Origin of the sequence: Dokdonella immobilis, from assembly GCF_900115085.1 — a bacterium.
In the GTDB taxonomy this organism is placed as follows: Bacteria; Pseudomonadota; Gammaproteobacteria; order Xanthomonadales; family Rhodanobacteraceae; genus Dokdonella; species Dokdonella immobilis.
Window position 1 is genome coordinate 57,978 of sequence record NZ_FOVF01000026.1, and the last position, 12,358, is coordinate 70,335.

Here is a 12,358-nt window from a genome sequence, read left to right on the forward strand (position 1 = left end):
CGGGTTACGGGCAGGTGGTTCCCGTGCCCGAGAAGGTGCCGGTGACGCCGTGCGCCGCGCCGAACGGCACGCCGCCCTGGCTGTTGCGCGGGATGAGATAGGCGTTGAGGGTCGCGTCGCTCGCCGCTGCCGGACCGGCATAGCCGGGCAGGTTGATGTTGACTCCCGTGCGCCTATTGCGGAGGCGGAAATCGATGTCGCCAAGTCCCGTCGCCGGCACCGCGTCCACACCACTCAGGTAGATCTCATTGGCCAGCGCGCCGGCGCCGCCGATGTTCGCGCAGGCCTGATAGGTATCACCGACAACAGTTCCGATGTTGTAGTGGATGCCGTTCTTGGGGATACCGAGCGTGCCGACCGTGTTGCCCGGTTCTTCGATCAGATTGCCGGTGACATTGGTATTGATGATGCCGCCCTGCGGCGTCGCGCCGCCGCCGGCCAGCACCTCGAGCCCGAAGTTGTTGTAGCCGCGGATCTGGTTGTTGGTGACGTTCCAGCTCATCGTGCCCTGGCCCACGGTCTGCAACTTGAGTGCGCTGCCTTCGGCCGAGCCCGAGTTGGGGATGCCGGTTACGCCGATCGTGTTGTTGTCGAAGGTGCCGGTGAGGCTGCCGGGACCGGTGCTCTTGACGATCAGCACGCCCGGTCCGACCGCATCGCGGAACGAATTGCCGGTGATGTTCATCGTCACGTTGCCGCCGGCCAGGCCGCTCGTGAACAGCGACAACCCGCCGCCGCCCGTTGCGATGGCCGGGAAGCTGTTGGAGAACGTGTTGTTGGCGAGGACGAGGTCGCCGACCCCGGTGCCGATATGGTTGAACTGGAACAGGTCGCCGCGCGAGGCCGTGAACGAACTGTTTTGCACGGTGACGTTGATGACCGCCGTCCCGCCCGCCTCGAGGGTGACGCCGTCGTTGCCGTCGGTGAGACTGTTGGTACCGATCGTCGCATTGTCGAAGGTCAGGCGGTTCAACGATCCCGAGCTATTGACCAGTTTGAAATTGTCCTCGAAGCCGCCGCTGATGCCGACGTTGGTGATGCTGGCCGCGCCGGTCAGCTGATCGAAGCGCACGCTGCCCTCATCGGCCGCGGCGTTGTTGCCGTTGGCACCGTTGATAACGCTGTTGGCGAGGCTGAAACCGGCCACGCTCTGGCCGCGGATCGCGTAATCGGTGAAGTCGTTGAGCTGCATCCAGGCGAACGACGGATTGGTCGTGCTGGTCAGCGAGATGCCGATGTCCTTGTTGCGGATCGTGCCGCCCGATGCTGCCGAACCGGTGCCGGCGACGACCAGCCGGCCTACCGCGCCGGTGGAGTTGAGAACGATGCCGCTGCCCGCGCTGGGGCCCCCCGTGCCCGCGCTGACGCTGCGGAAGTTCAGGTTGCCCGGGCCGATCGTCGTGTTGGCGACATTGATCGCGGTGGCCGTCGTCGTCGTGATCGTATTCGCGGCCGCTATTGCTTCGACCGTTCCGCCGCCGGTTGCCGTGAACGCGGGGTTGGCGCCGGTGGTCAGCGAGAAGTTGCCGGAGAGCAGGACCAACGAGCCGGTATTGTTGGTCAGGGAGATACCGGCGCCGGTGTCGGTGATCGCACCGGACAGCGTCACGCTGTCGCTGTTGCGGTTCGTGGTTACCACCGCGTTGCCCGACAACGAGATGATCGTGCCGGGGTAGCCCACCAGGCCGTTGCCGCCGCTGACCACGAATGCGCTGCCCGAAGCGCCACCTGGATCGGTGATCGCGCCGCCGGTCGCGGAGAACGCGGTCTGGCCGACGCCACCGAAGGCGTTGACCAGCGAGATGCCGGTCGTAGCCGAGTTCGAACTGCTGACGGTGCCGAGCGGCAGGCTGACCGAGGCCGAAACGATATCGACGGCCGGACCGCCCGCGGAGTCGACACTGCCGGCGCCAGCACCGACGGCGATCCGGAAACCGGTCCCGGCACCAGCATTGAGCGCGCCGGTCGAGCTTGCGCCGAGACCCGTACCGAAGTCGTTGACGATGTCGAGATCGGTGAATGACAGGTCGCCGGTCACGTTCGAGAGGATCAGGCCGCCGCCACCGACGCCGTTGCCGGCTGCACCTATCGCAGTGGTGCCGCCGCTGACGGTATTGATCGGATTGCCGGGCGTTGCGTCGAAGATCGCGCCATTGACGACGATACCGCTGCCACCGGTATTGCCGGCGACCGTGTTGTCGTTGAAGGCCGTGATCGTCGCGCTGCCGGCGGCGCTGCGCGTGACATCGATGCCGGTGCCGCCCGCCGTGACCGTGTTGTTGCTGATGGCGATCTGCTGCGCGTTGGTCGATCCGAAATTGACGTCGATGCCTTCGGCGCTGGCGCCGCTGATCGTGTTGCCGCCGATGACGACGCCGACGCTGGCGCCCCCGGTCGCTGTGACGTCGATCGCGTTCGGGTTGCCCTGCAGATCAAGGCCACGGATTTCCACGCCGGTTCGATTGGCGCCGGCGGCCGGCACCGAGACGGTATCGGTGGCGCCGGTACTGATGCGCGGCTGCAGGCCAGCCGGCACGAGCACGCCGAACGGCGCGACCGTGAGGCCGAAGCCTTCACCCCAGAGGCGCTGGCCGTCCTTGAGGGCGATGCCGGTTGTGTAGGCGGTCGTGCCCGATGCGGCGCGGAAGACGAAGATGATGTCGCCGTTGCCCGAAGAGGCCTGGGCGCCGGCCAGGTTGTCGAACGCATTGGTCGAGCGGCCATCACCGCCGGCGCCGTTGTTCGCATCGATCAGGTTGTCGACGTACCAGACGGTCGGGCCGACCGTGATGCTGACCGTGCCGACCGCGATACCCGGTGTCGGCGTGTTGCCGTCGGTGACCTGGAAGGTGAAGGTGTCCACACCCGTGAATCCGGCCGCGGGCACATAGGTGAATGCGCCGGTAGCCGTGATCGAGTAGCTGCCACCGCCGGTGCTGGCGCCTGCGGCCGCGACCACGCTGGGCGGCAGTGGGCCGTCGGTATCGGTCGGCAGCGACTTGGTCAGCGCGTCGCCAGCGTCCGTGATCGCGACGCGGCCGGGCAGGCTCGCGCCGGCGACGTGCAACTGCGTGTTGCCGACGGTCGCATAGGTGATGACCGGGTTGGTCAGGACCGGGGCTTCATTGGCATGCGTGATCTGGATCGTGAAAGACTGCGAAGGCGAGACGTCGATGCCGCCGTTGGTCGTACCCCCGTTGTCCATCGCATGCAGCACGATCGTCGCCGTCACCGGCGGACCGGGTGGCACGGTTGCCGGGGTATAGGTCAGCACGCCAGCCGACGAGACCGCAGGACCGGCCGCGAACGCACCGGGCGCCGAGTTGCTGTCGATGACGAAGCTGACGGTCTGGCCGGCCTCGTTGGCCGGTCCGGCACTGATCGCCGTTGCCCACGGGTTGACCGTGACCGGACCGGCATCGTCGAAGACGTCCTCGTCGCCGCCCTTCAGAAACGAGGGGGCATCGTTGACCGCGGTCACGTTGATGACGAAGGTCTGCGCCGCGGAGGTGTCGACGCCGCCGTTGGCCGTGCCGCCGTTGTCGGACAGCGAAATCGTTATCGTCGCAGAGCCGTTGGCCTGGGCGGCCGGTGTGTAGCTCAGGTCGCCGGTCGGGCTCAGTGCCGGCCCGGCGCTGAACAAGGCAGGATTGGTATTGCCGCTGATATTGAATACGACGGTCTGGCCCGACTCATCGGCCGGTCCGGGCGAAATCGCGGTCGCCCATCCCGGTACCGATTGCGCAACGGCGTCCTCGAGCACGGTCTGGTCCGGTCCGGCCGTGAAGCTCGGTGCATCGTTGACCGCATTGGTCGTGATCGTCAGCGACTGTGCGGCGCTGGTGTTGTTGTTGCTGCCGCTGTCGGTCAGCACGACATCGAACGTCGCCGTTCCGGAAACATTCGCCGCGGTCGTGAAGGTCAGCGTACCGGTCGGCGAGATCGCCGGTGCGGCGCTGAAGGTCAGCGAGCCGCCGGTCGGCGTGACGGTGAAATTGAGCGTCTGCAGGTTGCCGTCGTTGTCGTTGATCGCCGTCGCCCAGTTGGCGATGGTCTGCGCGCCGGCGTCTTCGTCGACGGTGACCGCCGAGCCGGCCGTGAAGCTCGGTACGGTATTGACGCCGACCACAGTCACGACCGAAAGCGCGATGTTGCTGTCATCGGTGCCATCGTTGGCGACGACGCTGATCGTGCGCGCGGTCTCGGTCGGCGCGGTCGAGGTGTTGAGGTAGGTCAGCGTGCGCAGCACGGTCTGGTAGTTCGCCAGCGTGTCCGCACCGGTCAGGGTCAGAATGCCTGTAGCCGCGACGTAGTTCGCTGTGATCGAGGTGCCGCCCGTGTTCGCAGCGAGCTGCTCGAACGAGACGTCGAGCAGGTTTGTGATCGTGACGGTCGCGCTGGCGAGATTCACGTTGTCGACATCGGCGACGGTCAACGTCGCGGCATCGACGATGGCAACGGCCGCATTGCCCTCGGTATAGGTAGCGGCAAAGTCGGTACCGGCGGCAGGACCATTGAGGTCGAGCAGAGGCGGATCATTGACCGCCGTGACATTGATGATGAAGGTCTGCACGGCCGTTGTGTCGACGCCACCGTTGGCGGTACCGCCGTCATCCATCAGCACGAGTGAAATCGTCGCCGAGCCGCTTGTATTGGCGGTCGGCGTGTAGGTCAGCACGCCGGCCGGCGAGATCGCCGGGCCCGCGCTGAACAGGGCGGGGTTGGTGTTGCCGGTCACGTTGAACGTCAGCGTCTGCGCGGCTTCGTTGGCCGGGCCGGCCGAGATCGCCGTGGCCCATGGGTTGACGGTCTGCGGGCCGGCATCCTCGAGTACGGTCTGGTCCGCTCCCGGCGTGAAGCCCGGGGCATCGTTCACTGGCGTCACATTGATGACGAAGGTCTGCACCGCGGAGGTATCGACGCCGCCATTTGCCGTGCCGCCCGAATCGGACAACGTGATCGAAACGGTCGCCGAACCATTCGCATCGGCGGCCGGGGTGAAGCTCAGCGTGCCGGTCGGGGAGATCGCCGGAGCAACGCTGAACAGCGTCGGGTTGGTGTTGCCGGTCACATTGAACGTGAGCGTCTGGCCGGATTCGTCGGCCGGTCCCGGCGTGATCGCCGTGGCCCAGGCTGGAATCGTCTGTGCGCCGGCGTCTTCGAGCACGCTCGGGTCGGCACCGTTGACGAAGGCCGGCGCATCGTTGACTGCGGTGACCGTGATCGTGAAGGACTGCGGCGGCGAGGTGTCGACGCCACCATTCGCGGTGCCGCCATCGTCCACCGCCACCAGCGTGATTGTCGCCGTGCCGTTCGCATTCGCCGCCGGCGTGTAGGTCAGCACGCCGCTCGAGGAGACCGCCGGAGCGGCACTGAACAGACTCGGATTCGTGTTGCCCGTGATGTTGAAGCTGACCACCTGGCCCGATTCGTTCGGCGGCCCGGCCGAGATCGCCGTCGCCCACGGATTGACCGTCTGCGCGCCGGCATCCTCGAGCACGGTCTGGTCCGCGCCGGCCGTGAAGCTCGGCGCGTCATTGACGCCGGCGACATTGATCGTGAAGGTCTGCGGTGCCGACGTATCGACGCCACCGTTCGCGGTGCCGCCATCGTCGCTCAGGGTCAGGGTGACAAGGGCGCTGCCGTTCGCTCCCGCCGCGACCGTGTAGGTCAGCACACCGGTCGGCGATACGGCCGGTTGCGCACTGAACAGCGCGTTGTTGTCGTTGCTGACGGCGAAGCTCAGGACCTGTCCGGATTCGTCTGGCGGGCCGGCCAGGATCGCGGTCGCCCAGGGGTCGACGGTCTGCGCACCGGCGCCTTCGACGACGTTCTGGTCCGGTCCGGCGGTGAAACTCGGCGCATCGTTGACGGCCGTGACCGTGATCGTGAAGGTCTGCGTGGCGGACGTGTCGACACCGCCATTGGCGGTGCCGCCGTCGTCATGCACGGCAACGGTGACGGTCGCCACGCCGTTGGCGTCGGCGGCGGTCGTATAGGTCAGCGTACCGGTCGGCGAAATCGCCGGTTGCGCGCTGAACAGGGCGTTGTTGTCGTTGCTGACGATGAAATCGAGCACCTGGGTCGATTCGTTGGCCGGGCCCGCCGAAATCGCCGTCGCCCATCCGCTGACGCTTTGCGGGCCGGTATCCTTCAGGAGGGTCTGGTCGGGGCCGCCGGTGAAGCTCGGCAGGTCGTTGACCGGGGTGACCGTGATCGAAACCGGCGCCGGAGCCGACGTGGCCTGGCCATCGTCGACCGTGAAGCTGAAGCTGTCACTGCCGTTGGCGTCGGCATTCGGGGTGTAGAGAACCGTCGCGGATTGCGGACCGGTCGGCGTGATCGCGCCGAGCGTGCCGAGTGTCGGTGCGCCCACGATCGCGAAGGTCAGCGTGTCGTTCTCGTTGTCGGTACCGGTCAGGGTGATGGTGACGGCCTGGTCCTCGAGCGTCGTCGCCGTGCCCGCGACTGCGGTCGGTGCGTTGTTCTGCAGGTTGGTGACGTCGATGCGCATGTAGACACGGTCATTCTCGATCGCGGCGAAGAATGCGCGCAGGTCGATCGCGCTTTCGCCGCTGCTGGCATCGCCGGCCGGATCGGTGGCCAGCGCGGCCACGCCATTCCAGTCACCGACCTGGCCATCGACGATGAAGTTCGCCGCCATGGCGCCACCGCTGAGCAGCGAAATCAGGGCCAGCACGCGCCACAGTGCGCGTCGACGCGCGACGCGCGCGCCGACGAGCATCAGCAGCAGCGCCATCAGGATCAGCGCCGGCACGCCGAGCAGTGGAATCGCGACGGCCGGCAGGCCGAGCGTGATCGGGGGGGCGCCCGGAACGCCGGTCGTGGTCAGCAGGCTGTCCTGACCTGTTGCGCTGGTCGCCACGATCGAAAACACCAGCGAGGGCGAACCGGGGCTGCCCAGCTGGGCCAGGTCGTCGGCCAGTTCGATGACGTCCGAACCGGCCACGCCGTTGTCGGCGCCAACCGGATAGCCGCCGCCGATATTCGCAGCGCTGCCGAACGCGCCGCTGCTGCAGCGCGCGCGTCCGACCTGGACAACCTGCGGTGCGAGGCCGCCACTGGCGGTCACGTCCAGGCGCACTTCCGCGCCGGCGACCGGGTCTTCGTTGCAGCCGGTGTCCGGACGTGCGTCCGAATCGACATAGATGGAATAGGTGTAAGTCTGGGCAGCGGCGGCAGCCGGCAGGATCCACAGACACAGTAATGCGACGAGACGCGCGAGCGAACCCTTCGACCGTGATTCCATTATTGTCCCCTGAAAATGTTGTCCCTGGTGCAGCGCCGTTGCGGTCTCGCAGGATGCCGGGGACATGAAGCCGGAGCCCGGGTACCTACGACCGCCGACGCTGGTCGAGGTCTACGGATGTTACCCCTATTTGCGAACTTTGTGCGCTTTGTCACCAACGCGGGTGCATCGTCGGGGTTCGTTGCATGCCAGTGCGGGCGGAATCGGCCCGAGTCGATCCACTGGCGTCGGCAGGGTAGCGATGGGTGTTCGGTCCGGAATGGATCCGGTCGAGGTCATTCGTTCCCGGTCTGCCGGAACCCGGTCAATCGGGATCACGGCGCGCTTCGAGGTCGGCCTGGTCAGGGGTGTCACGGCGAGCGGACCCGATCGCAATCATACGTCCGTCATCGAGTTGCAGAGTCCCGCTGCGCAGGTCCTCATGGTCGGCGTCGATGGTCACGAATCGGCCGACCAGCAAGCCACTGCCGCGTGCGCCGACGACCCGGTAGGCAAAGTCCTCGTCGCCCGGTGCGTTGCCGGTGGCGGTGAAGTCGAGGCGGATATCGGAGATCGTGCCAAGCGCTTCCGCGACCGCGGGATCGGCGCGGATCGCCGTCGCCGCCTGGTCGTTGAACAGGCCCAGGCCATACCAGAACACGGCGCCGGTAGCGCCGGCCAGCAGCAGCAGGACCAGCGCAACGAGGCCGCCGATGATCCACGGTGCGGGGTTGCGCTGGCGCGGCATTTCGGCTGGAACGGTGGGTGGGCTCATCGGTGCGGAGTTGGCGGGAGATGCGAAAGCATAGCGCAGTGACCCGCTGCAGCCTCGGCCGCGGATCAAGGGCGCTGCACCTGGAGCGCCGCACCGGGCCTGACACGAATGCGCACCGTTTTGCGCCCTGTTTGAGTATCCACGATCAAGCAGGGGATACAAATATGCGCGACAAGACTGCCTTGGCAATGATTCGGTGCCGCCCTTGGGGTGCGGCTCGACCGCTCGCCGCCCTGGCCCTGACCCTGGTCGCCCACGCCGCGCCGGCCCAGGTTTCGGTCAGCGTCAGCTTCGACGCCTCGGCCAGCGTCTTGACTGGCAGTGAAAAGAACGCTGTCACCAGCCATCTGCAGGAAGCCGCCAGGCGCTGGGCGCAGACGGTGATCCTCGATGGTCCCCGCTCGGTCGAGGTCAGCGTTTCCCTCGGCGCGATCGCGACCGCCAGCGGCTCGAGTGCCGGCAGCAGTTCCGTCGGCGTGATCGGCGGCCGCGATACCTTCGAACAGGGCGTTGCCGCGGAGTGGCGCAGCGGCATCGACCCGAATGGCGCCGACGCGGATGCCAACGTGACCCTGGGCCTGGCCTACCTGCGCAATGAATTGTGGTTCGATCCGGATCCGCAGGCGCGTACCGCAATGGTTCCGGCCGATCGTACCGACGCCATGAGCGTCATGCTGCACGAATTCGGCCATATTCTCGCCTACAACGGTTTCGCCGACGCCAGCACGGGCGAGCCGCCGACGACCTTCTGGTCGATCTGGGACCGCTGGATGATTCCGGGCCAGCCGACCCGTTTTTCCGGACCGGCCGTCCTTGCCAGTTGGGGAGGCATGCCCGAACTGACCATCGGCAACATCAACCATTGGGGCAATCCGCTGCGAGCTTTCCCTGCGGGCTTCGGCGAAACCTGCGCGGAGGCGACGACGCTCTGGCGCGAGGGAGCTCCGATGCCGAGCCAATGCCAGGCGCCGGCCTCGATCGATGCGCCCGTTTCGATCGATGCCGAGGCGGGCCGGGCAATCGCCGGCGGCGACAGCCTGCTGAGCCAGTTGATGAACGGCGTGGTCTTCGTCCGCGGCAGCCGCTACGACATTTCGGCGCTCGATGTCGCGGTCATGAAGGACGTCGGCTTCGCGATCGAACGGATCTTCGCCGACGGCTTCGAGACTTCGCCCTGATCGAAGCGGGACCCGCGCTGCGACGGACCGATCACCCGGTGCGACGCAGCGCGGGCGTCTTCAGGCGCGCTGCGAGCGGCGACGCAGGGCGAACAGTCCGCCGAGAATGACCAGGCCGCCCAACGCGAGCCAGGCGCCGGGTCCGATCGGCAAGCTGGCCGGCGGCGTTGCGCCCGACACACCCATCGCAGTCAACACCATCTGTTCGTCGCTGCCGCCGTTGGCGCCCAGCGTGAAGAAGAACTCACCGTTCGGCGGCAGATTGGCGCCCGCAGGTGCATGCGGCCCATTGGCATAACGTTCGACCCCGGTCGGCGGCCCGATGGAGAACAGGTTGAAGTCGCCGCTGGTGCCGTCCGGCGTACCCCAGGGGCCGCCACTGGTCGGTTGACCGACCAACTGGCTCGCGAAGTTCAGGGTACCGCCGTTGGTGTCGAACAGGACTTCGTCGAAATCGCTGATGCCGAAACTGCCGTCGCCCGCGATCGAGCCGCTGACCGTGACGTTCAACGCCAGCACGGCCGGACTGGGAAGGATAAAGTCGTTGGCGCCGGGATTCACCAGCAGCGTATCCTCGAAGGTGATCGAGCCGACCGCCTGCGCGTTACTGTTGGGATCGGCGAAGCGAAACGGAAACGTGATCGGCGCGGCGATGGCATTCGTGGCGAATGCGGCGATCAGCAGCAGGGCAATCGATCGAGCGGGTCGGACGTACATGACGGCTGTCTCCAGGGACGGACTGCAGGCGCCAGTATAGAACACTATTGATTTGATAATTGAATCGAACAACTTTTGAGCGCGCGCAGGGTGCGCGCGCTGCGCGGCGGCACCCTGCCAGGCGGTCCGTCACTCGCGGCGCTGTGCGGCGATCCATGCATCGATGTTCTTTTCGAGCACCGCCAGTGGTACCGAGCCGGTGTCGAGGACCGCATCATCGAAAGCGCGCAGATCGAATCGGTCGCCGAGCGCCTTTTCGGCCCGGGCGCGCAATTCCGAAATCTTCAGCTGGCCGATCTTGTAGGCCAGCGCCTGGCCGGGCGTGCCGATGTAGCGGTCGATCTCATTGACGATGTCCTGGTCGGTCTTTGCCGCATTGTCCCTGAAGTAGGCGATCGCCTTGTCGCGGCTCCAGCCCATCGAATGCATGCCTGTGTCGACGACGAGGCGGACCGCGCGCCACATCTCGTAGGTGAGCTGGCCGAAGTGATCGTAGGGATCATCGTAGAGGCCCATGTCGAAGCCGAGCTGTTCGGCATAGAGGCCCCAGCCTTCGCTGTAGGCAACGAAGTAGGCGGTTCGGCGGAACATCGGCGCTTCCGGCAGTTCGAGCCCACGGGCAAACTGGAAGTGATGGCCCGGCACGGCCTCGTGCAGGCTCAGCGGCATCATCTCCCAGGTCGGGCGGACCTCGGGCTTGTAAAGGTTCACGTAGTAGTAGCCGGGGCGGCTGCCGTCAGTGGCGCCGGGCTGGTAGTAGGCCGTCGTCGTATCCGGTGCGATGTTGTCCGGAATCGGGCGCACGCCATACGGTAGCCGCGGGATCGTGTGGAACACCTTGACCAGTTCGGGATCGATGCGCTTGGCCGTGGCCCGGTAGCGCTCGAGTAGGGCCGCCGGCGACTCTTCGAAGAATTTCGGATCGCTGCGCAGGTAGGTGAAGAATTCTGGCAGGCTGCCCTTGAAACCGGTCTCGTCCTTGACGCTCTCCATCCTCGCCTTGATCCGGGCGACTTCGGCGAGGCCAATTTCGTGGATCCGCGCGGCATCGAGGTCGGTCGTCGTGTAGTAGCCGGCGAGGAACTCGTAATAGGCCTTGCCATCGGGCAGGGCGCTCACTGCGATCGACGCGCGTGTGTGCGGCAGGTAATCCTTGTCGAAGAAGCGGGCGAATTTCCGATAGGACGGGACGACGCGTTCGGCGATGACCTTCTTCGCCTCGCTGCGCAAGGCTTCACGATCCGCATCGGGCACGCCGTCGGCGAACGTGAGAAACGGCCGGTAGAACGGGCTCTTGCTCGGGTCGTCGACGATCTGGGCGGCAATCTGCGCGGGCACCCGCTCCATCAGCACGCGCGGCGGCATGTTCTTCTGGCGGATGCCTTCGCGCATCAGGGCCGTGGTTTGATCGATCAGCTCCGGCAACCGCTTCAGGCGCGAGAGCCAGTCGCGGTAATCCTTGCCATTGGCGAATGGCAGCACCTCGGCGATGCCATCGGCGGTCTGCACGCCGCCCTGATGGCTGATCGGTTGCAGATACTCGTGGAATTTCTGGCGTTCGACCGACTTCTGCAGCTGCCACTCGAAGACGTCGTAGTCGAGCTGGTCAGCGGCCGACAGGGTTGCACGATCGATCGCGCGCAGGTGTTGCAGGGCGGCTCGATCCTCGGCTTCGCGTGCTTCGATGGCTTTCCGGCCAAGGTCGGTCCAGCGGTCGTTGAAGCGCGCATCGCCACTGAAGCTGGCGTTCTCGGGTGATTCCGCCAGGCCGCGCTCCCACTCGCTGTCGAAGAGGGCGCGCAAGGCCGTGCTTGCTGAGGCGCCGGGAGCCCTCGACTCGTCGGCGCGCAGGGGAGAAACGAGTGTCAGCATCGCTGTCGCCAGACAGGGAATCCATCGGTTCATGAGCAGGCTCCACGGAAATTCCGGAACAGTCTAGGGAGGGTCTGATCAAGTAGCAAAGTCGTCATGGCGTTCAGAAGGTTTTCCACATGTGCCGCGTGGCGAAGTGAAGGCTGGTGGCCTTGACGAGGCGCGCGGTGCATGTGGGGAGCCTTCTGGACGCCACCTTTTCATGATGCAATCAATGCGTTAGGCGACGCCTGCCTGCGCGCAGATCTTTGTTGCGTCGACTTGAAAGACGGCCAGTCTGTCTGCGTCGACGCGTCGCGATCTGCACACAGGCAGGCGTCGTGACGACTTTGCTACTTGATCAGACCCTCCCTAGTCCGGTTGGGCCCTGCGCGGACCCGCTCAGCTCGGGCGCGTGGCGTGCGCCCATGGCGAGACGACCACGTTGCCGATGGCGCGGCCCGACTCGACCTGTTCGTGCGCATCGGCAATCGCATCGAGTTCGAAGCGCGCGGCAATCCGGTGGCTGAGCAAATCAGCCCGCAGCCATTGCGTCAGTTGTCCGATGGCGCGCACGCGATCGGCATC

Annotated in this window: 6 protein-coding genes; 1 reads left to right on the plus strand and 5 read right to left on the minus strand. The window is 66.2% G+C overall.

Going from position 1 to position 12,358, the window contains the following annotated elements:
* Positions 1–4: 4 nt before the first annotated feature.
* Complete coding sequence (locus tag BM125_RS15265) at positions 5–7,270, minus strand: Ig-like domain-containing protein (RefSeq protein ID WP_175498116.1); 7,266 nt, start codon at positions 7,268–7,270, stop codon at positions 5–7.
* Between the two features lie 304 nt (positions 7,271–7,574).
* Positions 7,575–8,024, minus strand: coding sequence for a hypothetical protein (locus tag BM125_RS15270; RefSeq protein WP_139225043.1), 450 nt, complete (start codon positions 8,022–8,024; stop codon positions 7,575–7,577).
* Between the two features lie 164 nt (positions 8,025–8,188).
* Between BM125_RS15270 and BM125_RS15275 the strand changes: the two genes are divergently transcribed.
* Entirely contained in the window at positions 8,189–9,202 is a 1,014-nt protein-coding gene (locus BM125_RS15275; protein WP_092409529.1) for a hypothetical protein, read from the plus strand.
* Between the two features lie 60 nt (positions 9,203–9,262).
* Here the strand turns inward: BM125_RS15275 and BM125_RS15280 are convergent, their stop codons facing one another.
* The 3 genes from BM125_RS15280 to BM125_RS15290 all read right to left on the minus strand — a co-directional run.
* The gene (locus BM125_RS15280; RefSeq protein ID WP_139225044.1) at positions 9,263–9,919 is read right to left on the minus strand and encodes a hypothetical protein; all 657 of its coding nucleotides are present in this window, start codon (positions 9,917–9,919) and stop codon (positions 9,263–9,265) included.
* 129 nt (positions 9,920–10,048) lie between these two features.
* On the minus strand, positions 10,049–11,824 hold the full coding sequence (locus BM125_RS15285) for a DUF885 domain-containing protein (RefSeq protein ID WP_217647890.1): 1,776 nt from the start codon (positions 11,822–11,824) through the stop codon (positions 10,049–10,051).
* 348 nt (positions 11,825–12,172) lie between these two features.
* Positions 12,173–12,358 (minus strand): zinc-binding dehydrogenase (locus BM125_RS15290; RefSeq protein ID WP_139225045.1); only part of this gene is annotated, 186 nt, incomplete at its 5' end.

Coding starts and splice junctions, on each gene's coding strand:
- BM125_RS15265 (WP_175498116.1), bottom strand. CDS start 7,270: ATGGAATCACGGTCGAAGGGTTCGCTCGCGCGTCTCGTCGCATTACTG.
- BM125_RS15270 (WP_139225043.1), bottom strand. CDS start 8,024: ATGAGCCCACCCACCGTTCCAGCCGAAATGCCGCGCCAGCGCAACCCC.
- BM125_RS15275 (WP_092409529.1), top strand. CDS start 8,189: ATGCGCGACAAGACTGCCTTGGCAATGATTCGGTGCCGCCCTTGGGGT.
- BM125_RS15280 (WP_139225044.1), bottom strand. CDS start 9,919: ATGTACGTCCGACCCGCTCGATCGATTGCCCTGCTGCTGATCGCCGCA.
- BM125_RS15285 (WP_217647890.1), bottom strand. CDS start 11,824: ATGAACCGATGGATTCCCTGTCTGGCGACAGCGATGCTGACACTCGTT.